This is a genomic window from Ideonella alba (genome assembly GCF_018069875.1).
Classification (GTDB): Bacteria; Pseudomonadota; Gammaproteobacteria; order Burkholderiales; family Burkholderiaceae_C; genus Ideonella; species Ideonella alba.
On sequence record NZ_JAGQDF010000006.1, the window covers coordinates 245,678 to 270,577 of the forward strand.

A 24,900-nucleotide genomic window follows, 5' to 3' on the forward strand; every position below is an offset into this window, starting at 1 on the left:
TTGCGCATCAGGGTTTGCGCACCGCGCCGGCGACACCCTGCACCAGGCCCCGGGCGGCGGCCAGCACCTGCTCGCCGGCCCGCGCGACGGTGTCGCCCAAGGGGCCGCCGACCACGCGCTCCAGATCGGCCGCGATGTCCCAGCGCACGTTGGCCAGGATCCAGGTGATGTCGGCGGCCAGTGCCGCGTCGCCCTCCACATGCACCTCGGGCACCTGGCCGCTGGCCAGGCTGCGCGCTGCACTCAGCGGCTGCGACGCATCCACGCGCAGGCGCAGGTCGGGTTGGTCGGCGCCAGGCTCGTCCGCGGCCACGGCCTCGAGCAGGCCGGCCGGGGTGATGCGCAGCGTCATCGGCGGCGGCGGCGGCAGCGGGATGCGCCAGCCATCGACCTCCACGCGCAGCGTGCGGCCGTGGCGGACCTTGAGGCGGTCGGTGGCGACGGGCGCCGCCGTGAGCACATGGTTGGCCAGCAGCACAAAGCGGGCGGCCGCGGCAGGCAGGACGAGATCGGTCAGCGGGTTGGCCATGGGGCGCGATTGTAGGAGGGCCCCCGAGCCGGCCCCACGCGCTGCGTCAAGCCCCCGCGCTGGCGTAGCCGTCCGGGTTGCCGCTCTGCCAGCGCCAGGCGTCGGCGCACATCTGCTCGAGGCTGCGCGTGGCCTGCCAGCCCAGCAGCTCGCGCGCCCGCGTGGCGTCGGCGTAGTAGCTGGGCAGATCACCGGGCCGGCGATCGACGATCTGGTACGGGATGGGCCGGCCGGCGGCCTGGCCGAACGCGCGCACCAGGTCGAGCACGCTGTAGCCCACGCCGGTGCCCAGGTTGACGGTGACGGAGCGCTGCTCGCCCAGCAGGTAGCGCAGCGCGGCCACATGGCCCTCGGCCAGGTCCATCACGTGCAGGTAGTCGCGCACACCGGTGCCGTCCGGCGTGTCGTAGTCGCCGCCGAAGACCGACAGGAACGGCCGTCGGCCCACCGCCACCTGCTGCACATAGGGCATCAGGTTGTTGGGCACGCCGCGCGGGTCCTCGCCGATGCGCCCGCTCTCGTGCGCCCCCACCGGGTTGAAGTAGCGCAGCCAGGCGATATGCCAGGACGGGTCGGCGGTCTCCAGGTCGCGCAGGATCTGCTCGCCCATCAGCTTGGTGCGGCCGTACACATTCATCGCGTCCAGCGGGTGCGCTTCGGTGTAGGGCAGGAACTGCGGCGTGCCGTAGACCGTGGCGCTGGAGCTGAAGACGAAGGTCTTGACACCGGCCCGGGCCATCGCCTGGCAGGTGCTGACCAGACCGCCGAGGTTGTTGGCGTAGTACTTCAGCGGCTCGGCCGCCGACTCGCCCACCGCCTTGAAGGCGGCGAAATGCACCACCGCGTCGATCGCGTGCTCGGCGAACACCCGGTCCAGCGCGGCGCCATCGGTGACGCTGGCCTGCACGAAGACCGGCGCCTGCCCGCCCAGCTCGGCCAGGCGGCGCAGCACCTCGGGGGAGCTGTTGGAGAAGTCATCCAGGCCCACCACCTCGAAGCCGGCCGACCACAGGGCCAGCCAGGTGTGAGAGCCGATGTAGCCGGTGGCACCGGTGAGCAGGACGCGTGGCATGGGGCGCTTCGAACAAGGACAAACCCGCAGTATGCCCCTGAGTCGTTACGCCCAGGCCACATCGGTTACGACTTGATATTGACGCCGGCGCAGCGGTTGGGCGACAGTGGCGGCGCGCCGGGCAGGCGGCGCGCCCACCCATGTCCCCGACGGCCCCGGCAGCAACCGGGCCGGGCCGCGCTTTTGTCCAGGAGTCTTCATGTCCCGTTCCATCCTGCCCCTGTTGACCGTGGCCGCCGCCCTGTGCGCTGCCAGCGCTGCCCAGGCTGCCGAGGTCTACACCGCGATCGGCGCGCCCGGCCTGATGCTGGGCGTGGCCCAGCCGATCAACAACCAGATCACCCTGCGCGCCGACCTGGCCAGCGCCGGCAACCGCAGCCGCAACAGCACCCAGGAAGGCATTGCCTACCAGGGCAAGCTGAAGTCCGGCCGCTTCGCCGTGTTCGGCGACTGGTTCCCGATGGACTCGGGCTTTCGCATCACCGCCGGCCTGACCAGCAATGACTACAAGCTGGACCTGGATGCCTCAGGCGCCGGCCGCACCGTGCAGGTGGGCGACGGCACCTACACCCTGACCGCGGCCGACGGCCTGGCCGTGGCAATGCGCTTTCCCAGCACCACACCCTACCTGGGCATCGGCTGGGGCCATCGCCTGGGCGACAGCGGCTGGCGCTTCAACGCCGACCTGGGCGCGATGATCGGCACCGCCAGCGTCACCGTGACCCCGCGCGGCCAGCTGGCCTCGCCGCTGGCCCAAGCCGACGTGGCCAAGGAAACCGCGCAGCTGCGCGACAAGGTGGAAAAGACCAAGGCGATCCCGCAGCTGAGCATCGGCGTCAGCTACGTCTTCTGACCGACACCTGAGCGCGCGGGTAGGCGGTCCGCCCAAGGCCCGCGCAGCCCCCTTGGGGGGCGAGTCCGGACGTGGTGCGTCCTGTGGACGCAGCACGCCTGACGAGCGGGGCAGCCGCCCGGCTGCCCGCGGCCTGCCAGGCGCGACGCCGCGCAGCGGCTAGCCTGGGGGCCTCAGCCCGGGCCGCCGGGCCGCTCCCAAGGCCCGGGAGCCCCCCTGGGGGGTGGCGAAGCCGCAGCGCGGCGAGCCTGGGGGCCGACAGCGCGGGCCGCCGGGCCGCCCCAAGGCCCGCGCAGCCCCCTCGGGGGGGCGAGTCCGGACGTGGTGCGTCCTGTGGACGCAGCACGCCTGACGAGCGGGGTAGCCGTCAGGCTGCCCGCGGCCTGCCAGGCGCGACGCCGCGCAGCGGCTAGCCTGGGGGCCGACAGCGCGGGCCGCCGGGCCGCCCCAAGGCCCGCGCAGCCCCCTCGGGGGGTGGCAAAGCCGCAGCGCGGCGAGCCTGGGGGCTCTAGTTCAACACTTGATGCCCACGTGCAGCGCCACCACGCCGCCGGTCATGTTGTGCACATCCACATGGCCGAAGCCGGCGGTCTTCATCATCGCCTTCAGCGTGGCCTGGTCGGGGTGCATGCGGATCGACTCGGCCAGGTAGCGGTAGCTGTCGGCATCGCCGGCCACCAGGCTGCCGATGCGCGGCAGGATGCTGAACGAGTACCAGTCGTAGGGCTTTTGCAGCGGCGCCGCCACCTTCGAGAACTCCAGCACCAGCAGCCGCCCGCCCGGGCGCAGCACGCGGCACATCTCGGCCAGCGCGATGTCCTTGTGGGTCATGTTGCGCAGGCCGAAGGCCACGCTGACCAGGTCGAAGCTGGCTTCCGGGTAGGGCAGTTGCTCGGCGTCACACAGGTTGGTGGGCAGCGCCAGGCCTTCGTCGAGCAGCCGGTCGCGGCCGGTGCGCAGCATCGCCTCGTTGATGTCGGTGTGGACCACCATGCCTCGCTCGCCCACTTTGCGCGCAAAGGCGCGCGAGAGGTCGCCGGTGCCGCCGGCGATGTCGAGCACCCGGTCGCCGTCCTTCAGGTTGGCCACCGCCACCGTGTAGGCCTTCCAGGCGCGGTGCAGGCCCATCGACATCAGGTCGTTCATGATGTCGTACTTGGAGGCCACCGAATCGAAGACGCCCTTGACCTTGCTGGCCTTGGCGGTCTCGTCGACAGTCTGGAAACCGAAATGGGTCTGCGACATGGTGCGCTCCTGGATCAGTGCGAGCTGCAGGCGCTGCCGGCCTTGGGCGGCATCGGCGCGTCGCGGTCCACGCCGGCTTCCTGCAGGCGCTGCTCGTAGCGCGACCACAGGTCCGCCTGCTCGGCGCCCAGGCGGTACAGGTACTCCCAGGTGAAGATGCCGCTGTCGTGGCCGTCGTCGAAGCTGGGCTGCACCGCGTAGTGGCCAACCGGCTCGATGGCGATGATGCCGACCTGGCGCTTGCCGGTCTGCAGCGTCTCCTGGCCGGGGCCGTGGCCCATGACCTCGGCCGAGGGCGAGTACACCCGCATCAGCTCGAAGGGGATGCGGAACTGCGCGCCATCACTGAAGGCGATCTCCAGCACGCGCGAGGCCTGGTGCAGGGTCAGGGCGGTGGGCAGCGGGGAAGCGGACATGGGGGAAATCTCCGTCACGGTGCGGCCAGGGCCGCGGCGATGCGCTCATCGACGGCCGGCAGGGCCAGGCCAATGCGGGCCAGCGCGTCCATGTCGCTGTCTCGCTGGCGCGCGCCCCAAATCGGCTGCGGGAAGTGGCTGTCGCGCTCGAAGCGCGCGATCACATGCCAGTGCAGGTGCGGCACCAGGTTGCCCAGCGCCGCCAGGTTGATCTTGGTGGGCGACAGCTGCTCGCGCAATGCGCGCTCCACGGTCACCACGGTATCCATCGCGTGGCTGCGGTCGGCAGCCGACAGGTCGCTGAACTCGGCCACGTGGGCGTTCCAGATGACGCGGTAGAAGGCCGGAAAATCCGGCGCGTCCTGCACCCGCACCACGCGCAGACGCGGCGTGGAGGCCACCACCGACCAGGCCGGTGTCTCCAGGTGGGTGCACAGCTCGCAGGCCATCACACCAGCACGCGCTCGATGCCGCCGGCGTTGGCGCGGGCGACATAGTCTTCCAGCCAGGTCGGGCCCAGCAGCTGGCGGGCCATCTCGACCACCACGTAGTCGGCTTCCAGCAGGCCGTTGGCCAGGTCATCGCCATAGCGCGACAGACCCTGCAGGCAGCTGGGGCAGCTGGTGAGGATCTTCAGGTTGTCCTGCGCGCCGACGCTGCCGGTGGCGCGCAGCGCCGCCTCGGCCTTGCGGATCTCTTCTTCCTTGCGGAAGCGCACCTGGGTGGCGATGTCAGGACGGCTCACGCCCAGCGTGCCGGACTCACCGCAGCAGCGCTCGCTCTTGACCACCGCGGGCCCGACCAGCGCGCGCACGGTCTTCAGCGAGTCCTGCTGCTTCATCGGGCTGTGGCAGGGCTCGTGGTAGAGGAAACCGCCCTTCGAGCCATCGAGGGTGATGCCCTTCTCGAGCAGGAACTCGTGGATGTCGACGATGCGGCAGCCGGGGAAGATCTCCTCGAACTTGTAGCCCTGCAGTTGGTCATAGCAGGTGCCGCAGGAGACCACCACGGTCTTGATGTCCAGGTAGTTCAGCGTGTTGGCCACGCGGTGGAACAGCACCCGGTTGTCGGTGATCATCTTCTCGGCCACGTCGAACTGACCCGAGCCGCGCTGCGGGTAGCCGCAGCACAAGTAGCCGGGCGGCAGCACGGTCTGCACGCCGGCCTGCCACAGCATGGCCTGGGTGGCCAGACCCACCTGGCTGAACAGGCGCTCGGAGCCGCAGCCGGGGAAGTAGAAGACGGCCTCGCTGTCCGCAGTGGTGGCTTGCGGGTCGCGGATGATCGGCACGTAGTTCTTGTCTTCCACATCCAGCAGCGCGCGGGCGGTCTTCTTGGGCAGGCCGCCGGGCATCTTCTTGTTGATGAAGTGGATGACCTGTTCCTTCAGCGGCGCCGCGCCCACCGTGGCCGGCGGGGCCGCGGTCTGCTTGCGGGCGGCCAGCTTCAGCACATCGTGCGCCAGGCGCTGGGCCTTCATGCCCACGCCCACCATCGCGCTGCGTGCCAGCTTGATGGTCTCGGGGCTGGTGGCGTTGAGCATCAGCATGGCCGCCGCGTTGCCGGGGCGCCAGGTCTTGTGGCCCATCTTGCGCAGCAGGTTGCGCATGGCCATCGAGACATCACCGAAGTCGATCTTCACCGGGCAGGGGCTGAGGCACTTGTGGCAGACCGTGCAGTGGTCGGCCACGTCCTCGAACTCGCCCCAGTGGGCGATCGACACGCCGCGGCGGGTCTGCTCCTCATAGAGGAAGGCTTCGACCAGCAGCGAGGTGGCGAGGATCTTGTTGCGCGGGCTGTACAGCAGGTTGGCGCGCGGCACATGGGTGGAGCACACCGGCTTGCACTTGCCGCAGCGCAGGCAGTCCTTGACCGAGTTGGCGATGTCGCCGATGTCGCTCTGCTGCATGATCAGCGACTCGTGCCCCATCAGGCCGAAGCTGGGCGTGTAGGCGTGCGTCAGGTCGGCCGCGTGGACATCCTCGCCCAGGCGCGTGCGGGCCTCGCCGCGCAGCAGCTTGCCCTTGTTGAAGCGGCCTTCCGGGTCGACCTGGGCCTTGTAGGCCGCAAAGCTGGCGATCTCGTCGTCGGACAGGAACTCGAGCTTGGTGATGCCGATGCCGTGCTCGCCGCTGATCACGCCGCCCAGGCTGCGCGCCAGCACCATGATCCGGCCCACCGCCTCGTGGGCGGTCTGCAGCATCTCGTAGTTGTCGGAGTTGACCGGGATGTTGGTGTGCACATTGCCGTCGCCGGCATGCATGTGCAGCGCCACCCACACCCGGCCGCGCAGCACCTGCTGGTGGATGCGGCGGCATTCGTCGATCACCGGGGCGAACACGGCGCCCGAGAACAGCGTCTGCAGCGGGCGCAGCAACTCGCGCTTCCAGGAGGCGCGCAGGCTGCCGTCCTGCAGCTGGTCGAACCAGCTGCGGGTCTCGTTGGGATCCACCTGGTCCAGGCGGCTCATCCAGTGCTGCCAGCGGGCGCGCACGTCGCGCACCAGCGCCAGCGCCTGCTGGGTACGGTCCTCGATCAGGTCGGCGGCGGGCAGCTCGGACGCGTCCTCGGTCTTGCCCAGCGGCAGCGCGCCGCCGGTGAAGAAGGCTTCGAGCTGGTCGGCCAGCGCCACCTTGTTGCGCAGCGACAGCTCGATGTTGATGCGCTCGATGCCCAGCGTGTACTCGCCCATGCGCTCGAGCGGGATCACCACGTCCTCGTTGACCTTGAAGGCGTTGGTGTGGCGGCTGATGGCCGCGGTGCGCTTGCGGTCGAGCCAGAACTTCTTGCGTGACTCGGCGCTGACGGCCACGAAGCCCTCGCCCGAGCGGCCGTTGGCCAGGCGCACGACCTCCGAGGTGGCGCGCGCCACCGCATCCTCGTCGTCGCCGACGATGTCACCCACCAGCACCATCTTCGGCAGGCCACCGCGCTTGCTCTTGGTGGTGTAGCCCACCGCCTTCAGGTAGCGGTCGTCCAGATGCTCCAGGCCGGCGAGGATGGCACCGCCCGGGCGCTTCATCTCGTCGAACATGAAGTCCTTGATCTCGACGATCGAGGGCACGCAGTCCCTGGGGTTGCCGAAGAACTCCAGGCACACCGTGCGGGTGTGCGCCGGCATGCGGTGCACCACCCAGCGCGCGCTGGTGATCAGGCCGTCACAGCCTTCCTTCTGCACGCCGGGCAGGCCGGCGAGGAACTTGTCGGTGACGTCCTTGCCCAGGCCTTCCTTGCGGAACACGCGGCCGGGGATGTCCAGCGTCTCGGTGCGCTCCAGGACCTTGCCGCTGGCGTCGAAGTACTTCAGCTCGAAGCGGGCGGTGGGGACGTCGTGGATCTTGCCCAGGTTGTGGCCGACGCGGGTGACCTCGAGCCACTTGGCCTCGGGCGTGACCATGCGCCAGCTGGCCAGGTTGTCCAGCGCGGTGCCCCACAGCACGGCCTTCTTGCCGCCGGCGTTCATCGCGATGTTGCCGCCGATGCACGAGGCCTCGGCCGAGGTGGGATCGACCGCGAAGACATAGCCGGCACGCTCGGCCGCATCGGCCACGCGCTGCGTGACCACGCCGGCGCCGGTCCAGATCGTGGGCACCTTCTGCGCCAGACCCGGCAGCTCGACCAGCTCGACCTCGGTCATCTGCTCGAGCTTCTCGGTGTTGATGACCGCGCTCTTCCAGGTCAGCGGCACCGCGCCGCCGGTGTAGCCGGTGCCGCCGCCGCGCGGCACGATGGTCAGGCCCAGCTCGACACAGGCGGCCACCAGGTGGGCCATCTCGGCTTCGGTGTCGGGGGTCAGCACGACGAAGGGGTATTCGACGCGCCAGTCGGTGGCGTCGGTGACGTGCGAGACGCGGCTCAGGCCGTCGAACTTGACGTTGTCCTTGGCGGTGTGGCGGCCCAGCAGGCGGCGGCAGCGCTGGCGCAGCGCCGCCACTTCATTGAAGCGCGCATCGAAACGCTGCACGGCCGCGCTGGCGGCGGCGAGCAGCTCGCCCACGGCCTGGTCGCGCGCCGGGTCGGCCTCGGGCGTGCGGCGCTTCTCGACCTCGCCCAGGCGGTGGCGCAGCGCGTCGATCAGCAGCGCGCGCCGGCGCGGGTTGTCCAGCAGGTCGTCTTCCAGGTAGGGGTTGCGCTGCACCACCCAGATGTCGCCCAGCACCTCGTAGAGCATGCGGGCGGAGCGGCCGGTGCGGCGTTCCTCGCGCAGGCGGTTCAGGACTTCCCAGGCGCGCGGGCCCAGCAGGCGCAGCACGATCTCGCGGTCGGACAGCGAGGTGTAGTTGTACGGAATCTCGCGCAGCCGGGGCGCGCTGTCGTGGCGGTCGGCGACGGGCGCCAGGGGAGCGATCGGGTGCGGGGCGTTCATGTCGGGCAGGTGCTCGGGCCGGGCGCCGGGCGGGCGGGGCACGGTGCGCCTGGCTGTGGGCTCGGCGGAACGTGGGCGCGAATCCTACCGCAGTGCAGCAAACCACACCGCTCAGAGGGACCGCGGCCGCCCCCGGTCAGCGGCAACCGGGTTTCTCCGGCTTGCCCAGGAACCGCTTGAGCGGCGACAACGCGATTGTCACATGCGGGAGACAGACTCTCGCCTTCGCCTTTTTCCCGGAGACATCCCGATGAAGCAACGTTTGGCCCTGCTGGCCGTGGCCGGCCTGATGAGCACCACCGCGCAGGCACAGGTCGAGGTCCAGTGGTGGCACTCGATGGGCGGCGCCCTGGGCGAATGGGTGAACGACCTGGCCAAGGACTTCAACGCCAGCCAGAAGGACTACAAAATCGTCCCCACCTTCAAGGGCAGCTACGACGAGTCGATGACCGCCGCGATCGCCGCCTTCCGTGCCGGCAATGCGCCGCACATCCTGCAGGTCTTCGAGGTGGGCACCGCCACGATGATGGCCAGCAAGGGCGCGATCAAGCCGGTGGCCGAGGTGATGAAGGAAGCCGGCCAGAAGTTCGACCCGGGCGCCTACGTGCCCGCGGTGGCCGGCTACTACACCGCGCCCAATGGCCAGATGCTGAGCTTCCCGTTCAACAGCTCCACGCCCGTCTTCCACTACAACAAGGACGCGCTCAAGGCCGCCGGCCTGGACCCGAACAAGCCGCCCACCACCTGGCCCGAGGTGGCCCTGGCCGCCGCCAAGCTCAAGGCCAGCGGCCACAAGTGCCCCTACACCACCAGCTGGATCAGCTGGACCCAGCTGGAGAGCTTCTCGGCCTGGCACAACACGCTGTTCGCCACCAAGAACAACGGCTTCGGTGGCCTGGACACCCGGCTGGCCTTCAACACGCCGCTGCATGTCCGCCACATCGAGAACCTGGCCAACATGGCCCAGCAGGGCCTGTTCGTCTACAAGGGCCGCGGCAACAAGGCCGATGCGGTCTTCGTCTCGGGCGAATGCGCGATGATGACCGGCTCCTCGGCGCTGTACGGCAACGTCAAGCGCAACGGCAAGTTCGACTACGGCATCGGCGCCCTGCCCTACTACCCGGATGTGCCCGGCGCGCCGCAGAACACCGTGATCGGCGGCGCCAGCCTGTGGGTGATGTCGGGCAAGAAGCCGGCCGAATACAAGGGCGTGGCGGCCTTCTTCGCCTACCTGTCGCAGCCCGAGGTGGCCGCCAAGAGCCACCAGCGCACCGGCTACCTGCCGGTGACCAAGGCCTCGTTCGAGCTGACCGACAAGTCGGGCTTCTACAAGGAGAACCCGGGCACCGACGTCTCGGTCACGCAGATGATCCGCAAGACCACCGACAAGTCGCGCGGCGTGCGCCTGGGCAACTTCGTTCAGATCCGCACCATCATCGACGAGGAGCTCGAGGGCGTGTGGGCCGGCAAGAAGAGCGCCAAGGAGGCGATCGACACCGCCATCACGCGCGGCAACGAGCAGCTCGAGCGCTTCCAGAAGGCCCAGAAGTGACCTGAATGGCCGCCCCCGCCCGGGGCGGCCCCTGCGATGGAAAAACGCGTCCTCTTCCGCAGCCGCTGGCTGCCCTGGCTGCTGATCGCCCCGCAGATGGCGATCGTGCTGGTGTTCTTTTTCTGGCCTGCCGCGCAGGCCTTGTGGCAGAGCGTGCTGCAGCAGGATGCCTTCGGCACCAGCACCGAGTTTGTCGGCCTGGCCAATTTCGAGCGCCTGTTCAGCGATCCGGCCTATCTGGACTCGTTCAAGCTGACCGCGCTGTATTCCGCGCTGGTGGCGGGCACCGGATTGGCGGTGTCGCTGCTGCTGGCGGTGATGGCCGACCGCGTGGTGCGCGGCTCGCGCTTCTACCGCACGCTGCTGGTCTGGCCCTATGCAGTGGCACCGGCGGTGGCGGGCGTGCTGTGGATGTTCCTGTTCATGCCGGGCCTGGGCGTGGTCAGCCACGGTCTGGGCTGGCTAGGCATCGAGTGGAACCACCTGCTCGACAGCGGCCATGCGCTGACGCTGATCGTGGTGGCCGCGGTGTGGAAGCAGATCTCGTACAACTTCCTGTTCTTCCTGGCCGGGCTGCAGGCGATCCCCAAGTCATTGATCGAGGCCGCAGCAATCGACGGCGCCGGCCCGTGGCGGCGCTTCTGGACGGTGCAGTTCCCGCTGCTGTCGCCCACCGCCTTCTTCCTGCTGGTGATGAACATCGTCTACGCCTTCTTCGACACCTTCGCGATCGTCGATGCGGCCACCAGCGGTGGCCCGGGCAAGGACACGTCCATCCTGGTCTACAAGGTCTACTACGACGGCTTCAAGGCGCTGGACATGGGCGGCTCTGCCGCGCAGTCGGTGGTGCTGATGGTGGTGGTGGTGGCGCTGACGGTGCTGCAGTTCCGTTTCGTCGAGCGCAAGGTTCAGTATTGACAACATGAAGCCCCCAAGCTCACTTCGTTCGCTACCCCCCGAGGGGGCTGTCAGTACCTTCGGAACGGCCGGGCGGTACTGACATGATCGAACGACGCCCCGTCGCCACGCTGCTGTCCCACCTGGTGCTGGTGCTGGGCGTGCTGGTCATCGTGTTCCCGGTGTGGCTGACCTTCGTGGCCTCCACCCACACCGCCGAGGAGATCGCCCAGGGCCGACCGATGTCGATCTGGCCCGGCAGCCACCTGCTCGAGACCTACCGCCTGGCGCTGCTGGGTGGCCAGACCAGCGCCGGCTCCACGGTGCCGCCGGCGCTGCCGATGATGGGCATCAGCCTGGTCAGTGCGCTGGTCATCGCGCTGGGCAAGATCGCGATCTCGCTGCTGTCGGCCTTTGCCATCGTCTACTTCCGCTTCCCGCTGCGGGGGCTGGTGTTCTGGATGATCTTCGTCACGCTGATGCTGCCGGTGGAGGTGCGCATCGGGCCCACCTATGAGGTGGTGTCGCAGCTGGGCATGCTCAACAGCTATGCCGGCCTGACCGTGCCGCTGATCGCCAGCGCCACTGCCACCTTCCTGTTCCGCCAGTTCTTCCTGACCGTGCCCGACGAACTGGTGGAGGCCGCGCGCATCGACGGCGCCGGCCCGCTGCGCTTCTTCAAGGACGTGCTGCTGCCACTGTCGACCACCAGCATCGCGGCGCTGTTCGTGATCCAGTTCATCTACGGCTGGAACCAGTACCTGTGGCCGCTGCTGGTGACCACCGACGAGGGCATGTACCCGATCGTCATGGGCATCAAGCGCCTGATCGCCGGCGAGGCCTACACCGAGTGGAACGTGGTGATGGCCACGGCGATGCTGGCGATGCTGCCGCCGGCGCTGGTGGTGATCTTCATGCAGAAATGGTTCGTCAAGGGCCTGGTCGACTCCGAGAAATAAGCCATGGCAAGCATTTCCCTGCGCCGCGTCGAGAAGGCCTATGGCCATGGCGCCAAGCTCAACAAGGTGATCCACGGGCTGGACGCCGAGATCGCCGACGGCGAGTTCATCGTCATCGTCGGTCCCTCGGGCTGCGGCAAGAGCACGCTGCTGCGCATGGTGGCCGGGCTGGAGGAGATCACCGGCGGCGAGATCGCGATCGGCGCACGGGTGGTCAACCAGCTCGAGCCCTCGCAGCGCGACATCGCGATGGTCTTCCAGAACTACGCGCTCTACCCGCACATGAGCGTCTACGACAACATGGCCTACGGCCTGAAGATCGCCGGCCGGCCCAAGGCCGAGATCGACGAGCGGGTGCGCAAGGCCGCCGGTATCCTGGAGCTGGGCCACCTGCTGGAGCGCCGGCCGCGCGAGTTGTCTGGCGGCCAGCGCCAGCGTGTGGCCATGGGCCGCGCGATCGTGCGCCAGCCGCAGGTCTTCCTGTTCGACGAGCCGCTGTCCAACCTCGACGCCAAGCTGCGCGCCCAGACCCGGCTGGAGATCCAGAAGCTGCACCGCGAGCTGGGCATCACCAGCCTGTTCGTCACCCATGACCAGGTCGAGGCGATGACGCTGGCGCAGCGCATGATCGTGATGAACGGCGGGCGAATGGAGCAGTTCGGCACGCCCGAGGCGGTCTACAGCCGCCCGGCCAGCACCTTCGTCGCCGGCTTCATCGGCTCGCCGCCGATGAACCTGCTGGACGGCGAAGCCGCCGGCACAGCCTTCTCGCACCAGGGCCAATCCGTGGCGCTGCCGGCGGCCGCGCCGCGCGCCGGTGCACTGGTGCTGGGGCTGCGCCCCGAGCATGCCCGGATCGACCCGGCCGGCTGGCCGATGCAGGTGCAGACGGTGGAAATGCTGGGCGCCGAGCGCCTGGTGCACGGCCAGGTGCTGGGCCAGGGCTTCACGCTTCGCATCGACAGCACGCTGCCGGCGCCGCAGGCGGGCCAGACCCTCGGCGTGTCGGCCGACGCCGCGCACCTGCACTGGTTCGACCCCGGCAGCCGCCAGCGGGTGGACGCCGCATGACCGGCGACTGGCCGCTGCCGCGCTGGATCGCCCACCGCGGCGCCGGGAAGCTGGCGCCCGAGAACACGCTGGCCGCTTTCCGCGAAGGCGCGCGCCACGGCTACCGGGCCTTCGAGTGCGACGTCAAGCTCTCGGGCGACGACGTCGCCTTCCTGCTGCACGACGCCACGCTGGAGCGCACCACCAACGGCCAGGGCCGTGCGGCGGATCTGCCCTGGTCGGCGCTGTCGCAGCTGGATGCGGGCGGCTGGCACAGCGCCGCCTTCGCCGGCGAACCGCCGGCCACGCTGGCGGCCATCGCCACCTGGCTGCAGCGCAACGACTTCGACCTCGATCTGGAGATCAAGCCCACGCCTGGTGATGAGGAACGCACCGGCCGCCTGGTGGCCGCCGAGGTGGCGCACCGCTGGGCCGGGCGCACGCGCGTGCCGCTGCTCAGTTCCTTCCGTCCCGAGGCGCTGGCTGGCGCGCGGGATGCCGCCCCCGAACTGCCGCGGGCGCTGCTGGTGGACACCGACTGGCCGGGCTGGTGGGCGGTGGCGCAGCAGCTGGGCTGCGTGGCGGTGATCACCAACTTCCGCCTGATGGATGGCGCGCTGTGCGAGCGGCTGCATGCCGCCGGGATGCGCGCGCTGTGCTACACGGTCAACGAGCCGGCGCAGGCGCAGCGCCTCCTGAGCGTCGGCGTGGACGGGCTGATCACCGACGCGGTGGACCGCTTCGACGCGAACGCCGGCTGAACCCGCTCCCCTAGCGCGGACAGGGCACTAGGGATGGGACTCAGGGGCTGATGGGCCCACGCTGCGGCTCCTCATCCCGCCCCGTCTGGAGCCCGTCATGACCACTGCGATCCACCGTCGCGACTTCCTCGCCTGGAGCAGCGCCAGCGCGCTGGTCGTGCCCGCCCGCGCGGCCCGGCCCGACCGCATGGACCCCCGTGTGCTGCACGTGCTCGGCGCGAGCGATGGTTCGACGCCGCAGGGTGCGCCGGTCACTGGCCCCGATGGCGCGCTGTACGGCTGCTTCATGCATGGCGGCTCGGGCAGCCTGGGCCAGGTCTACCGGCTGGCTCTGGACGGCGACTACAGCGAGCTGGTGGCCATGCGCTACAGCGACACGAATGGCTTCGGCCCGTCGGGTGAGCCGGCCTTCGACGGCCAGGGCGCGCTGTGGGCCTGCACGATGTTCGGCGGCCGCCAGCGCCTGGGCACCCTGCTGCGCCACACCGCGGCCGATGGGCCGCAGAGCTGGGAGCCGGGCGCCGGCCGGTCCCAGGGCCCGGGCCAGTTCCAGGGGCGCCTGGCGGTGCTGGGCGACCACCTGTACGGCATCGCCGGGCTGCGGCGTGACCGCGCGGACAACGCAATCTACCGCACGCCGATCGAGCAGCCCTGGCGCGCCCGGGTGATCGCCTCGCCGCGCGCCGAGGGCCTGGGGGCGGTGATCTCGGGCCCGTTGTCGGTGCCCGGCGGCGCGCTCGTGGGCACCACCAGCGAGCCGCTCGAACGGGGTGGCGCGCTCTACCGCATGGACGTCCGCAGCGGCGCGCTGCAGGTGCTGCACACCTGGTCCAGCGGCGGGCCGCGGGGCGAACTGGTGCTGGCTGACGATGGCTGGGTCTGGGGCGTGCTCAGCGCCGACCGGGCGCGCCACCAAGGCCAGGTCTGGCGCTGCCACCCTCGCCGCGGCGCGCTGCAGGTGGTGCATGCCTTCACCGGCGGCGAGGACGGCGCCTACCCCAGCGGCGGCCTGGCCCGCCACCCCGACGGCTCGCTGTGGGGCCTGACCAATGGCGGTGGCGACCTGGCCATGCCGCGCGGCACGCTCTACCGCATCACACCCGACGGCGAATATGCGGTGATGCACCGCTTCAGCGAGGACGACCCCTGCGGCTACAGCCCCGAGGGCGCGCCCGGCATCGCCGCTGACGGCAGCGTGGTGGGCTGCACCGGTGCCGGCGGCGCGCTCGGCCGCGGCACGCTGTTCGCGCTGGACTACGTGGCCTGAGCCGGCGTGGGCAGTTGCCGGGCGCCGCGGATCGCCGGCAGCCGCCAGGCGAGCAGGGCCAGCAGCGCGCTGCCGATGGCTGCGCTGGCCAGCGAGGCGCGCAGACCCACATGCTCACCCAGCCAGCCGCCCCACAGCGCGCCGGGTCCGGCGGGCAGCAGAATCAGCCAGCGCATGGTGCTGGTCATGCGCCCCAGCAGCGGCTCGGGCGTGGCCGCCTGGCGCAGCGAGATGAAGTTGATGAACAGGATCACCGCGCCGGCCCCGAAGCACATCAGCATCCAGGCGAAGGCCGCCACGCCCCAGACGCCCGTGGGCGCCAGTGCCACGGCACCCCAGCCCATCGACGTGATGGCGAAGCCGACGACCAGGCTGGGGCCGGGCCCGATGCGCCGGCTCAGGCGGTCACCGCGCAGGCTGGCAGTGACCGTGCCCACGCCCAGCGCGATGTAGCACAGGCCCACCTGGCGCTCGTCCAGACCCAGCGTGCGCGTGGCGTGCAGGATCTGCACCACCAGCGCCGAGTGGTAGCACATCTGCCAGGTGGCCACGCAGGCCGCCAGCGACACCAGCAGCGTCTGCGAACGCACGAAGCGCAGGCCCTCGAGCAGCTCGTGCAGGAAGCCGCGGCGGGTATCGCCGTCGCGGTGTTCGGTGACACGCAGGCCCTTGAGCACGCCGGCCGAGAACGTCAGCAGCACGGCATCGGCCAGCAGCGCCAGCGGCGCGCCCACCGCGCGGATCAGCAGGCCTGCCAGGCCGGGGCCGACCACCTCGGCGCCCGAGCTGGCCAGCGCGTTCTTGGCGTGGGCCTCGACCAGGCGCTGGCGCGGCACCACCTGGGTCAGCACGATCTGTGCGGCGGTGCCGGCACTGACGTTGACCATGCCGACGACGAAGGCCACGCCATACAGCCAGTTCATCGACAGCCAGCCCATCGCCCAGGCCAGCGGCACCGAGCCCACCGCCAAGGCCAGCGACAGCTCACCCGCGACATACACCGGCAGCTTGCGCACGCGGTCCAGCCACACGCCCGAGGGCAGCGAGAACAGCACGAAGGGCAGCAGCTCCAGCGCCGTCAGCCAGCCCATCTGCGTCGGGCTGGCGTGCAGCAGCACCGCGGCCGACAGCGGCAGCGCCAGCAGCGTGATCTGACCGCCCAGCGAGCCGCACAGCACCGACACCCACAGGCGCCGGTAGGCGGGGTCACGCAACAGGTCGTCGGGGCGCAGGCGGTACAACGGGGGCGGTCTCCGGAAGTGCGGGCGTCAGGGGCCGGGCGATGCTAGCAGGCGATAATCCACGGCCATGCACGACGAGCAGTCGATCGACCAGTACTTCACCGAGCAGATCGTCGGCCCGACGCGCCAGGTGACGCTGGGCTCCAGTGCCGGGCTGGTGCGCCAGCCCTCGCGCGGTGTGCTGGTCGAAGGCAGTCGCGCCGGGCTGGAGCTGACGCTGCTGGCGGCGCGCAGCGCCTGGGCCGCCGAGCCGGGAGAGGTGCTGGTGGGGCGGCCCGTGTCGCTGCCGCGCCTGGCGCGCTGGCGCATCGGGCTGCTGCTGGTGGCCTGGCTGGTCTGGAGTGCCGGCCTGGTGGCCGCCTGCGCCTGGTGGTGGCGGGTCTGAGCGTGACGCAATCAAGGAATCCACAGTGAAGGACGATCTGCCCGCGGCCAACCACGACACGCTGGTGATCGACCCGGTGCGCCTGGGCATCGTGAACCGCCTGGCCGAGGGCAGCGTGCTCGATGGCCGGGTGCGCTATGCCGGCGGCCTGATGCTGCAGGGCGAACTGGGCGGCCAGGGCGAGATCGTCGGGCGTCTGGTGGTGTGGCCGGGCGGTGTGATCCGCGGCCGCTTCCGCGTGCTGGGCGACCTGTACCTGCTGGGCCGTGCCGGCGCCGACGTGCCGGATGCCGACCCCGACACCGTGATCGAGTGCCAGGGCACCGTCTACGTGGCCAGCAGCGGCGTGTCCACCGGCACGCTGCTGGCCACGCGCCTGCGTATGTATGATGGCGCGACGCTGCAGGGGCCCTTTCGCACCCTGCGCGGCGAGTCCGCGCTGCCGGTGCTCGACGACACCGCCTGAGCCATGGACGACACCACTGCCCTGCCCTCCCCCGACGACAACGGCCAGCCGGCTGCCGAGGTCCCCGCGATCGCGCTGGGCCAGACCATGCCCGACGTCGACCGTGTGCCCACGCTGCAGCCCGCGGTGCAGGCACTGCCTGGTGCCGATCTGTCGGCCCGCCACTCCACGCTGGCCTCGGGCCTGTCCTTCACCGGCGCGGCGCGCATCGTCGGTTCGATCACCGTGGCCGGCGAGGTACAGGGCGACCTGCGGCTCGAACAGTCGCCCGACGGCCATGTGACGATCACCGAAACCGGCACCGTGGTCGGCGACATCTGCGCACCCAACATCGCGGTGATGGGTCAGGCCGTGGGCCTGCTCGATGCCTCGGGCGGCCGGGTCACGCTGCACGAATCGGCCAGCGTCTCCGGCCGCATCCGCTACACCCACCTGCAGGTCAACGGCGCCGACCTGAACGCGCAGCTGGAGCGCGTGCGCACCGATGTCCCGAAGCAGGGCTGAGGCGACCACGGTCGCCACCAGCCAGGAGCTGCTGCGCTCCGCGCTCCAACGTTCGCAGCGGCGCAACACCTGGGTGGCCCGGCGCCGCCTGGCCTGGCGCTGGAGCGTGTTCCTGCTGGGCAAGGCGCTGGTCTACCTGGGGCCGCCGCTGCTGCTGGCCTCGCTGGCCGCCTGGTGGTGGCTGCGCGCGGCCGGTGCGGACGGCGCGGCCCCGCCCGCCCGGACGGCGGTCACGCCTGCGGTCAGGCCCATGCCGGCGGCATCGGTCGCTGCGCCAGCCGTGCCCGTCGCGCCGCCGGCCGCCAGCGCACCGCTGCAGTTGCGCCTGGATGACGAGTCCCTGGCCGCCCAGCCGCAGTCTCGTCACCGTCGGTTACCATCGCGATCAGCAGAAGCGGCCTCCGCGGCCGACGCTCAGGAGTAGATGTGAACAGCCCAGATGCCACCCGCGCTCCGGCGCGCCTTGTGCCCGTCGAGCAGCTCAATGCGATTTCCAGCCTGATCGCTGAAGGGGCCGTCTTCGAAGGCTCGTTCAGCTCGCGCCAGGACCTGGGTCTGAAGGTGGACGGCCTGCTGCAGGGCGACATCAGCTTCCAGAGTGGTGGCACGGTGCATGTGGGTGCCACCGGCGTGATCGAGTCCACCACGATCGAGGCCGATCATGTGCTGATCGAGGGCAAGGTGCGCGGCACCGTGATCGCGCGCAAGTCGCTCGAGATCACCGGCACCGCCACGCTGCTGGGCGACGCCCTGTACGACGCGCTGCTCGACATCCACCCGCGCGCCCGTCTGCGCGGCAAGGTGGAGTACCGCGGTGAGATCGAAGGCCACCAGCTGGAGCAGCGGCCCTTCGGCTCGAACTGAGGCACCAGCCGGGCGGCGTCACGCCGCCACGGCCCGCACGCCTGCGCTCAAGAGCGGTAGTCGGCGTTGATGCTGACGTAGTCGTGCGACAGGTCGCAGGTCCAGACGGTGCTGCTGGCTGCGCCACGGCCCAGGTGCACGCGCACCGTGATCTCGGCCTGCTTCATCACCCGCTGCCCGTCTTCCTCGCGGTAGGCTGGGTGCCGGCCGCCCTGCGTGACGACATGCACGTCGTCCAGGTGCATCTCGATGAGCTGCTGGTCAAGGTCGTCAATGCCGGCGTAGCCCACCGCGGCCAGGATGCGGCCCAGGTTGGGGTCGCTGGCGAAGAACGCGGTCTTGACCAGCGGCGAGTGGGCGATCGCGTAGGCCGCCAGGCGGCATTCGGCCTCGGTGCGGCCGCCGTCGATCTGCACCGTGATGAACTTGGTGGCGCCTTCGCCGTCGCGCACGATGGCCTGGGCCAGCTGGCGCGCCACCGCGAACACCGCGTCGCGCAGGATCTTGCCGTCGGCGCTGTCGAGCGCGGTGATCTCGGCGTGGCCCGCCTGGCGGGTGGCGATCAGCACGAAGCTGTCGTTGGTGGAGGTGTCGCCGTCGATCGTGATGCGGTTGAACGAGGCATCCGCCGCCTGCTTGACCAAGGGCTGCAGCAGCGACGGGGCCAGCACCGCATCGGTGGCGATGAAGCCCAGCATCGTCGCCATGTTCGGGCGGATCATGCCCGCGCCCTTGGAGATGCCGGTGACGGTGACCGTGCGGCCACCGATCTGGACCTGGCGCGACGCGGCCTTGGGCAGGGTGTCGGTGGTCATGATGCCTTCGGCGGCACGCGACCAGTTCGACGCCGACAGGTCGGCCAGCGCGGCCGGCAGGCCGGCCTCGATGCGCTCGACCGGCAGGGTTTCCATGATCACGCCGGTGGAGAACGGCAGCACCTGCTGCGGCGTCAGGCCCATGCGGGCGGCCAGTGCGTCGCAGCTGCGGCGGGCACGCGCCAGGCCGTCGGCGCCGGTGCCGGCATTGGCATTGCCGGTGTTGATCAGCACGGCGCGGATGGCCGAGCCGCTGGCCAGGTGCTCACGGCAGACCTGCACCGGCGCTGCGCAGTAGCGGTTCCGGGTGAAGACGCCGGCCACGGCCGAGCCTTCGGCCAGCTCCAGCACCACCAGGTCCTTGCGGTTCGCCTTGCGCACGCCGGCTTCGGCCACGCCCAGGCGCAGGCCGGGCACCGGGTGGAGGTCAGCGGGGTGGGGAGCGGTCAGCAGGACGGGCATGGCGGTGGCGCAGGGCGGGTGGCTTCGGGGAAGGCGCATTGTAGGGAGGCGCCTGGGCGTCCTCCGATCCGCCACGCCGGCCCGTCAGGCCACCAGTTGCCCGATCGCCACCACCGCCACCAGCACCAGCCCGAGCAGGCTGATGCCGCTGAGGATGCGCACGACCTGGCGGTCGGCCTCCTCGAAGGCCTGCGCGGGGTCGCGCATCAGGTCGTCGCTGGGATCCCAGACGGCCATCTCGCCCAGCAGCGGGCCCAGGGGCGGGACGTCGGCCAGACCGCGCTGGCTGAGCACCGCGGTCATCGTGAGTGTGGATTGGCGGGCCATGGCGATCACGCGGCGCGTTTCCAGGTGAAGAACTGCTCGCGCGGCGCTGCCCAGTACGGGGTCAGCGGGGTGCGCTGGGGCATGGCGCGACGCACCGGCGTCGAAGCGCTGATCGTGCGGGCGGGCGCCTCGGGCAGCACCTCGCGGTAGCGGCGCAGGCGTTCCAGCGCCTGCTGGATGCCGGCGGAGTCGCGCTGGCGCAGCGCCGCTTCGGCGTCGCGCAGCGCCTGCTCCAGCAGGGCGTTGGCAAAGGCACCGGTCGATCCCAGCGAGGCGCAATCGCCGGCAACCCGGCGGCAGCGTTGGATCTCGGCGTGAAGCATGTCGGGAAGGGTGGCCATGGTTGCTCTCCAGGTTGGACGCGTTGCCCATCGGTGGGCGTCGCGGCATGGTTGGCATTTCACCGGTCTTCGCGTGACATCACGACGCACAGACCACGGCCTGCCGACCCGGGGGCGTGGACGATCGATAGACGATCGAGCCCACCCCCCAGATGCGCTGCTCAGTCGTCCACCGGGTCGTCCTTCTCCAGCATGGTCGCCACGCGGCGGGCGATCGGGCCGGGCACCGGCGCCTGCCGGGCTGCCCGCTGCCCGGGCACCAGCCGGTCGGCCGGGACCGGCCGCACGCCATGGCGGGCCGTGGGCACGGTGAACAGGCCCGGCACGCTGATCGCGCGGAACACCGTGTCCGCGTGGTATTCGCGGACGAACTCGACCCAGTTCGTCTCCTGCAGGAACGGCACCACCCCGACCTGCAGACGCGCCGGACCCTGCCCGGGATTGATGTCGACGTAGAAGGGTGTGCGCCAGTCCCACTGGCCGCTGCGGGTGGGGTCGGGCAGGAAGATGTTCATCGCCAGGTGCGGATCGGTGAAATCCCAGACGATCTCGCCGCGATCGTCCATCCACGGCGAGTCGATGTCGCCGACCCGCTTGATGCCCTCCAGTGCACGGCACAGCGCCAGCGCCGCGGTGTGGACCTCGGGCCAGTCTTCCAGGTCGCGGGCCATGCAGTGGGCCAGGCTGTGCAGGTCGGTCAGTTGGTCCGGCCCTTCCAGCAGCAGGTCGCCACTGGTGTCGTACTGCTGGGCTTTGACCACGGCCGCCTCGATGCGGCGGCGGGACCGCCGCGGGTGGCGGGTGGTGCGCAGCTCCTGCAGCAGGGCGTCGGACAGCTGCTCGACGCCCCGCGTGACGTCGGCCATGCGGCGCAACTCCAGCGCGCCGCCGACCAGCGGATGGCGACCCCGCTGGGACAGCAGGCGATGGTTTTCCTCGACGAACCAGCCGGCCAGGGTCACTGCAGCGGTGGAACCAGCCTGGGCCAGGCGGCGAAACACCGCCGGGTACGAGGCGGCACCGGAGAAGTAGTTGGTGCTGCAGTAGCCGCTGGCCGCGTCGGCGTAGGGCGCCACCGTGTGCAGCACCTCGACCGACATGTTGAAGCAGTTGGCCAGGTGCAGCACGGCCAACCGGGACCCGCTGCCCTGCAAGCCGGCCGCCAGGGCCTGGCCCAGCACCCAGGTGGGCATGGACGCATGGCTGACCGGCAAGGTGGGGCCACCGCCCGGCAGGGTCGGGCCGCCGCCCGGCAGGGTGGGGCCACCGCCCGGCAGGGTCGGACCACCGCCCGGCAGGGTCGGACCACCGCCCGGCAAGGTCGGGCCGCCGCCCGGCAAGGTCGGGCCGCCGCCCGGCAGGGTGGGGCCACCGCCCGGCAAGGTGGGGCCACCGCCCGGCAGGGTGGGGCCACCGCCCGGCAGGGTGGGGCCACCGCCCGGCAGGGTGGGGCCACCGCCTGGCAGGGTGGGGCCACCGCCCGGCAGGGTCGGGCCGCCCCCCGGCAGGGTCGGGCCGCCGCCCGGCAGTGTGGGCACACCGCGCTCGTACACCGACCGACCGGAAGCGTCGAAAGGGGCCTGTTCCTGGCCGGCGCGCTGCCAGTCACCCAGTCGCCCGAGTTCGTGCAGGTGCATCAGGCCTGCCTTGTCGATGGCGGGCAGGTAGCCGCTGCCGTGGCCTTCCAGGCACAGCGCCAGGCGCTTGCCAGGGTAGCGGGCCAGCGCGGTCTGTAGCAGGCCGGACAGCGACGGCGCCGCCGCCATGTCCAGCTTCCAGCAGATCTCTTCGCGCAGCGCGGCCGGTGCCGCGGGGTCGATCTGCAGCAGCCGGGTCGGCTCGCCGGGCAGGTCCAGCATCGCCAGCACCGGCACGCCGCTGGCGGCGACCTCCGACAGCGACGCCAACAGCGGATGGTCGCGCCAGCGGGTGTTGTCGCCGGGATAGCGGCTGAGCGCGTAGTCGTCGCCAAAAGGCGCGTAGACCAGCAGACACAGGTCCTGGGCCTGCACCGGGAGGGGGGTGTTGTCAGACGGCATGGGTACTCCTGAATCGATGTCCGCGGATGCTGGACGCACCTCGGCCACGTTGCCTGCAGCACCATAGGCGAGACCGCCCTGCAAGGCCACGCAGGCGGCAGCACCGATCCCGGCCGAGCGTGTACGATTGATGGACGATTCCTCTTCGCCCCGTCGCCATCGCCATGACCCCCGCCACGCGCACGCTCTCGTCCCGGGCCTTCGACGTGCTGCTGAATGCCGGCCTCCAGGCGCACCGCAATGGCCAGTTGCATGAAGGTCTGGGGCCGCGTCATCCCCGCCTGGCAGCCTGGCTGCAGCGGCGCTGGCTGCAGCCGGTGCTGGGCACACTGGGCGATGCCGTGCCGCCCACGCAGCGACGGCTGTTCGCGCTGCGCTGCGTGCTGGTCTGGGCACTGTCGCAGCTGCGACCCGACCGTCAGCCGGGCCTGGCCGACATCCCGGCGCAGGCCTGGCTGCAGAGCACCAGCTGGCGACCGCTGCTGGCGCTGGCCAGCCACCACGGCTTTCTGGCGGTACCGGCCTTCCCGTCGCACTACCGGCGCCGTGAGAACGAGACCGCCGTCGACAACCTGTGCGGCCTGTGGTCGGTGGTGCCCAGCACGCTCTACCGCTACATGGACAAGGGCCGCCAGCAGCTGGGCGCCGCGCTGCTGCAGCGCGAGCCGCCCGGCGAGTGGCTGCTGAGCCTGCGCCAGGCCGCCTGGCGCGCACTGTCCGAGCAGCCCGTGGCCACGCCAACGCCCGGCCGGCCCTGGCACCTGGCGCAGGCTGAGCAGGCGATGGCCGAGGCGCGCGCCACCGACGCGCTGTGGCACAGCCTGTCCGCCGACGACCCGGCGCTGGTGCTGCAGGTCTTCCGCCGCCATTCGCTGGCCCTGGCCGCCACCGAGGAGGCCGATGCGATGGTCGACAGCTGGGAGCTGCCCCGCCGCGACCGGCGGGTGGCCTTCGAGGTGGCGCTGGACATGGCGACGCTGTGGCGCCACCGGCACGACCTGCTGCGCGAGAACGACTGCCTGCAGCAGGCCCTGCGCATCGCCGATGCCACCGGGCTGGCGCTGCTGTGCGGTCGGGCCTTCGCGGCGCTGGGCCGTTTCCACATGGCCCGCGACCACGACCGCACCCTGGCCTGCTACGACGACGCGTTGCGCCATCTGCGGGTGGCCGCCGGTGGCCCCACCGACGACCCCGACACCGAACGCGCGCGCGAAGAGCTGGTGCGCTCGCTGGTGCACCTGGCCTGGATCCACCTGCGCTGCAGCGACCCGAAGTCGCTGCCCCTGCTGGAGCAGGTGGACGAGCTCGACCGCGACCACCCGCTGCCCGACGAGATCCGCGCCGAGGTGGAGCAGGTCTGGGGCGAGTACTGGCGCTGCGCCGGCCAATTGCAGAAGGCGCTGGCGCACAAGCAGCGCGCGCTGAACATCTACGAGCGCCTGGGCGACCAGCGCTCGGCGCTGTCCACCTGCAACAACCTGAGCCTGATCTACGCCGAGGCCCGGGACATCGGCCGGGCGATCCACTACGGCCAGCGCGTGCTGGACGCCGCCCGCGACACGACACTGGAGCCCGAGGTGCTGGCCGGCGCGCAACTGCACGTGGGCATCGCGCACTTCTACAAGGCCCAGTACGACCTGGCGATCCAGCACTACGACGCCGCGATGCAGGTCTACGAGCGCGGCGGCATCAGCGGCCGCCTGAGCGTCTGCCACTTCAACCTGGCCGAGGCCTACTTCCACCGCTACGCGCGCGACCAGAACCCCGAGGACGAGCGCCTGGGCGACCACCATGCCGGCATCGCACTGCGGCTGGGCCAGCTCGACCAGCGTCAGGGCTGGGCCGAGACCGTCGGTGCGCTGAAGTCCAATGCCCTGGGATCCGACAACCTGCCCGACCGGCTGCTGCCCGACGAGTTTGCCGACCACTACCAGGAGATGAACGCGGTGCGACAGCAGCGGCGCCGGCTGGCCATGCCGGACCTGCCACCGGTCGAGCAGGTGCGCGCGCGGCTGCAGATCGCCCGCGCCTACCTGGCGATCGCCGTGCGCGAGCGCGAGTCAGCGCTGGCGCTGGCACACACCCACGGCCGCCCCGAGGACATGGATGAGGCGCTGGACAGTCTGCGCGATGTGTTCGAGCGGGCGCTGAGCCAGGAGGAGCTGCGGCGCGCGCACTGGGAGGCCCAGGCCGCGGACCTGCTGGACCGAGCGCGCTGCGCCAAGGTGCTGGCGCATCTGGCGCAGCACGGCGCGCTGCAGAAGCGCCATTACGCAGCGATCAGCGGTCTGGGCCTGGCGACCGCCAGCAAGCACCTGGTGGCGCTGGCGGGACGCGGCCTGCTGGTGCAGATCGGCAAGGGGCCGGCCACCCGCTACGAGTTGCCGGATGCCTCATCGCAGCCGGCCCAGCGACCCGACCACCCGCGGCCGGACGACGAGGCCGGCAGCGGCCGCTCAGCCGCGACCCTGCACTGAGTGAGCGGCGCG

The 24,900-nt window shown here is 70.9% G+C and carries 24 protein-coding genes; 13 read left to right on the top strand and 11 right to left on the bottom strand.

Features of this window, described 5'->3' with window-relative positions:
* Positions 1-7: 7 nt before the first annotated feature.
* The gene (locus tag KAK07_RS12680; protein ID WP_210861108.1) at positions 8-529 is read right to left on the bottom strand and encodes a hypothetical protein; all 522 of its coding nucleotides are present in this window, start codon (positions 527-529) and stop codon (positions 8-10) included.
* Between the two features lie 46 nt (positions 530-575).
* Positions 576-1,601, bottom strand: a complete 1,026-nt coding sequence (galE, locus tag KAK07_RS12685; RefSeq protein ID WP_210861110.1) for a UDP-glucose 4-epimerase GalE — start codon at positions 1,599-1,601, stop codon at positions 576-578.
* Between the two features lie 199 nt (positions 1,602-1,800).
* Here galE and KAK07_RS12690 point away from each other — a divergent pair, with 199 nt between their 5' ends.
* A complete protein-coding gene (locus KAK07_RS12690) occupies positions 1,801-2,454 on the top strand; it encodes a hypothetical protein (protein ID WP_210861112.1) in 654 nt (217 codons plus the stop codon).
* 513 nt (positions 2,455-2,967) lie between these two features.
* Here KAK07_RS12690 and ubiE read toward each other — a convergent pair.
* From ubiE to KAK07_RS12710, 4 genes are read right to left on the bottom strand one after another with little or no spacing between them, the layout of a single operon-like run.
* A complete protein-coding gene (gene ubiE / locus KAK07_RS12695; RefSeq protein WP_210861114.1) occupies positions 2,968-3,699 on the bottom strand; it encodes a bifunctional demethylmenaquinone methyltransferase/2-methoxy-6-polyprenyl-1,4-benzoquinol methylase UbiE in 732 nt (243 codons plus the stop codon).
* A 14-nt stretch (positions 3,700-3,713) separates the two neighbouring features.
* Complete coding sequence (locus tag KAK07_RS12700) at positions 3,714-4,115, bottom strand: gamma-butyrobetaine hydroxylase family protein (protein WP_210861115.1); 402 nt, start codon at positions 4,113-4,115, stop codon at positions 3,714-3,716.
* Between the two features lie 14 nt (positions 4,116-4,129).
* On the bottom strand, positions 4,130-4,564 hold the full coding sequence (locus tag KAK07_RS12705) for an HIT family protein (RefSeq protein WP_210861117.1): 435 nt from the start codon (positions 4,562-4,564) through the stop codon (positions 4,130-4,132).
* Complete coding sequence (locus tag KAK07_RS12710) at positions 4,564-8,481, bottom strand: DUF3683 domain-containing protein (protein ID WP_210861234.1); 3,918 nt, start codon at positions 8,479-8,481, stop codon at positions 4,564-4,566. Before KAK07_RS12710 ends, KAK07_RS12705 begins: the two co-directional genes overlap by 1 nt.
* 250 nt (positions 8,482-8,731) lie before the next feature.
* Between KAK07_RS12710 and ugpB the strand changes: the two genes are divergently transcribed.
* The 6 genes from ugpB to KAK07_RS12740 all read left to right on the top strand — a co-directional run bounded on the left by ugpB (position 8,732) and on the right by KAK07_RS12740 (position 14,967).
* Entirely contained in the window at positions 8,732-10,033 is a 1,302-nt protein-coding gene (gene ugpB, locus KAK07_RS12715) for a sn-glycerol-3-phosphate ABC transporter substrate-binding protein UgpB (RefSeq protein WP_210861119.1), read from the top strand.
* 36 nt (positions 10,034-10,069) lie between these two features.
* A complete protein-coding gene (gene ugpA / locus KAK07_RS12720) occupies positions 10,070-10,951 on the top strand; it encodes a sn-glycerol-3-phosphate ABC transporter permease UgpA (protein WP_210854041.1) in 882 nt (293 codons plus the stop codon).
* An 83-nt stretch (positions 10,952-11,034) separates the two neighbouring features.
* Entirely contained in the window at positions 11,035-11,889 is an 855-nt protein-coding gene (gene ugpE / locus KAK07_RS12725) for a sn-glycerol-3-phosphate ABC transporter permease UgpE (RefSeq protein WP_210854042.1), read from the top strand.
* A gap of 3 nt (positions 11,890-11,892) precedes the next feature.
* The gene (locus tag KAK07_RS12730) at positions 11,893-12,960 is read left to right on the top strand and encodes a sn-glycerol-3-phosphate import ATP-binding protein UgpC (RefSeq protein WP_210861120.1); all 1,068 of its coding nucleotides are present in this window, start codon (positions 11,893-11,895) and stop codon (positions 12,958-12,960) included.
* Positions 12,957-13,700, top strand: coding sequence for a glycerophosphodiester phosphodiesterase (ugpQ, locus tag KAK07_RS12735; RefSeq protein WP_210854044.1), 744 nt, complete (start codon positions 12,957-12,959; stop codon positions 13,698-13,700). Before KAK07_RS12730 ends, ugpQ begins: the two co-directional genes overlap by 4 nt.
* A gap of 97 nt (positions 13,701-13,797) precedes the next feature.
* Positions 13,798-14,967, top strand: coding sequence for a choice-of-anchor tandem repeat GloVer-containing protein (locus tag KAK07_RS12740; RefSeq protein ID WP_210861123.1), 1,170 nt, complete (start codon positions 13,798-13,800; stop codon positions 14,965-14,967).
* Here KAK07_RS12740 and KAK07_RS12745 read toward each other — a convergent pair.
* Entirely contained in the window at positions 14,955-16,208 is a 1,254-nt protein-coding gene (locus KAK07_RS12745; RefSeq protein WP_210861124.1) for an MFS transporter, read from the bottom strand. The genes KAK07_RS12740 and KAK07_RS12745 overlap by 13 nt on opposite strands.
* A gap of 67 nt (positions 16,209-16,275) precedes the next feature.
* Here KAK07_RS12745 and KAK07_RS12750 point away from each other — a divergent pair, with 67 nt between their 5' ends.
* Genes KAK07_RS12750 through KAK07_RS12770 form a run of 5 tightly spaced genes read left to right on the top strand, consistent with a single transcriptional unit; the run spans position 16,276 to position 18,427 of the window.
* Positions 16,276-16,593 carry a hypothetical protein gene (locus KAK07_RS12750; protein WP_210861126.1) on the top strand — a complete coding sequence of 106 codons (318 nt, stop codon included), beginning with the start codon at positions 16,276-16,278 and terminating at the stop codon, positions 16,591-16,593.
* Positions 16,594-16,618: 25 nt separating this feature from the next.
* Positions 16,619-17,059: a bactofilin family protein gene (locus KAK07_RS12755; protein ID WP_310738563.1), complete on the top strand. Its 441-nt coding sequence runs from the start codon at positions 16,619-16,621 to the stop codon at positions 17,057-17,059.
* Positions 17,060-17,062: 3 nt separating this feature from the next.
* On the top strand, positions 17,063-17,563 hold the full coding sequence (locus KAK07_RS12760; RefSeq protein ID WP_210861134.1) for a bactofilin family protein: 501 nt from the start codon (positions 17,063-17,065) through the stop codon (positions 17,561-17,563).
* Positions 17,544-17,987, top strand: coding sequence for a hypothetical protein (locus tag KAK07_RS12765; RefSeq protein ID WP_210861136.1), 444 nt, complete (start codon positions 17,544-17,546; stop codon positions 17,985-17,987). Before KAK07_RS12760 ends, KAK07_RS12765 begins: the two co-directional genes overlap by 20 nt.
* Positions 17,988-17,989: 2 nt before the next feature.
* Positions 17,990-18,427 (top strand): bactofilin family protein, encoded by a 438-nt coding sequence (locus KAK07_RS12770; protein ID WP_210854050.1) that lies wholly within the window; start codon positions 17,990-17,992, stop codon positions 18,425-18,427.
* 47 nt (positions 18,428-18,474) lie between these two features.
* On the opposite strand, the gene argJ is transcribed toward KAK07_RS12770, so the two are convergent.
* The 4 genes from argJ to KAK07_RS12790 form a co-directional block, all read right to left on the bottom strand.
* Positions 18,475-19,704: a bifunctional glutamate N-acetyltransferase/amino-acid acetyltransferase ArgJ gene (gene argJ, locus KAK07_RS12775; RefSeq protein ID WP_210861137.1), complete on the bottom strand. Its 1,230-nt coding sequence runs from the start codon at positions 19,702-19,704 to the stop codon at positions 18,475-18,477.
* An 84-nt stretch (positions 19,705-19,788) separates the two neighbouring features.
* Positions 19,789-20,031, bottom strand: coding sequence for a hypothetical protein (locus KAK07_RS12780; RefSeq protein WP_210854052.1), 243 nt, complete (start codon positions 20,029-20,031; stop codon positions 19,789-19,791).
* Positions 20,032-20,036: 5 nt separating this feature from the next.
* Complete coding sequence (locus tag KAK07_RS12785; RefSeq protein WP_210861139.1) at positions 20,037-20,372, bottom strand: hypothetical protein; 336 nt, start codon at positions 20,370-20,372, stop codon at positions 20,037-20,039.
* Between the two features lie 161 nt (positions 20,373-20,533).
* Positions 20,534-22,411: a hypothetical protein gene (locus tag KAK07_RS12790; RefSeq protein WP_210861141.1), complete on the bottom strand. Its 1,878-nt coding sequence runs from the start codon at positions 22,409-22,411 to the stop codon at positions 20,534-20,536.
* A gap of 164 nt (positions 22,412-22,575) precedes the next feature.
* On the opposite strand from KAK07_RS12790, the gene KAK07_RS12795 reads away from it, so the two are divergent.
* On the top strand, positions 22,576-24,888 hold the full coding sequence (locus KAK07_RS12795) for a tetratricopeptide repeat protein (protein ID WP_210861143.1): 2,313 nt from the start codon (positions 22,576-22,578) through the stop codon (positions 24,886-24,888).
* Positions 24,889-24,900 lie beyond the last annotated feature (12 nt).

What these genes read in the sequence shown, in the direction of transcription:
- KAK07_RS12750 (WP_210861126.1), top strand. Translation starts at nt 16,276, where the DNA reads ATGCACGACGAGCAGTCGATCGACCAGTACTTCACCGAGCAGATCGTC.
- galE (WP_210861110.1), bottom strand. Translation starts at nt 1,601, where the DNA reads ATGCCACGCGTCCTGCTCACCGGTGCCACCGGCTACATCGGCTCTCAC.
- ugpQ (WP_210854044.1), top strand. Translation starts at nt 12,957, where the DNA reads ATGACCGGCGACTGGCCGCTGCCGCGCTGGATCGCCCACCGCGGCGCC.
- KAK07_RS12710 (WP_210861234.1), bottom strand. Translation starts at nt 8,481, where the DNA reads ATGAACGCCCCGCACCCGATCGCTCCCCTGGCGCCCGTCGCCGACCGC.
- KAK07_RS12705 (WP_210861117.1), bottom strand. Translation starts at nt 4,564, where the DNA reads ATGGCCTGCGAGCTGTGCACCCACCTGGAGACACCGGCCTGGTCGGTG.
- KAK07_RS12790 (WP_210861141.1), bottom strand. Translation starts at nt 22,411, where the DNA reads ATGCCGTCTGACAACACCCCCCTCCCGGTGCAGGCCCAGGACCTGTGT.
- KAK07_RS12740 (WP_210861123.1), top strand. Translation starts at nt 13,798, where the DNA reads ATGACCACTGCGATCCACCGTCGCGACTTCCTCGCCTGGAGCAGCGCC.
- KAK07_RS12765 (WP_210861136.1), top strand. Translation starts at nt 17,544, where the DNA reads ATGTCCCGAAGCAGGGCTGAGGCGACCACGGTCGCCACCAGCCAGGAG.
- KAK07_RS12680 (WP_210861108.1), bottom strand. Translation starts at nt 529, where the DNA reads ATGGCCAACCCGCTGACCGATCTCGTCCTGCCTGCCGCGGCCGCCCGC.
- argJ (WP_210861137.1), bottom strand. Translation starts at nt 19,704, where the DNA reads ATGCCCGTCCTGCTGACCGCTCCCCACCCCGCTGACCTCCACCCGGTG.
- ugpA (WP_210854041.1), top strand. Translation starts at nt 10,070, where the DNA reads ATGGAAAAACGCGTCCTCTTCCGCAGCCGCTGGCTGCCCTGGCTGCTG.
- KAK07_RS12760 (WP_210861134.1), top strand. Translation starts at nt 17,063, where the DNA reads ATGGACGACACCACTGCCCTGCCCTCCCCCGACGACAACGGCCAGCCG.
- ugpB (WP_210861119.1), top strand. Translation starts at nt 8,732, where the DNA reads ATGAAGCAACGTTTGGCCCTGCTGGCCGTGGCCGGCCTGATGAGCACC.
- KAK07_RS12780 (WP_210854052.1), bottom strand. Translation starts at nt 20,031, where the DNA reads ATGGCCCGCCAATCCACACTCACGATGACCGCGGTGCTCAGCCAGCGC.
- KAK07_RS12690 (WP_210861112.1), top strand. Translation starts at nt 1,801, where the DNA reads ATGTCCCGTTCCATCCTGCCCCTGTTGACCGTGGCCGCCGCCCTGTGC.
- ubiE (WP_210861114.1), bottom strand. Translation starts at nt 3,699, where the DNA reads ATGTCGCAGACCCATTTCGGTTTCCAGACTGTCGACGAGACCGCCAAG.
- KAK07_RS12795 (WP_210861143.1), top strand. Translation starts at nt 22,576, where the DNA reads ATGACCCCCGCCACGCGCACGCTCTCGTCCCGGGCCTTCGACGTGCTG.
- KAK07_RS12730 (WP_210861120.1), top strand. Translation starts at nt 11,893, where the DNA reads ATGGCAAGCATTTCCCTGCGCCGCGTCGAGAAGGCCTATGGCCATGGC.
- KAK07_RS12700 (WP_210861115.1), bottom strand. Translation starts at nt 4,115, where the DNA reads ATGTCCGCTTCCCCGCTGCCCACCGCCCTGACCCTGCACCAGGCCTCG.
- KAK07_RS12785 (WP_210861139.1), bottom strand. Translation starts at nt 20,372, where the DNA reads ATGGCCACCCTTCCCGACATGCTTCACGCCGAGATCCAACGCTGCCGC.
- ugpE (WP_210854042.1), top strand. Translation starts at nt 11,035, where the DNA reads ATGATCGAACGACGCCCCGTCGCCACGCTGCTGTCCCACCTGGTGCTG.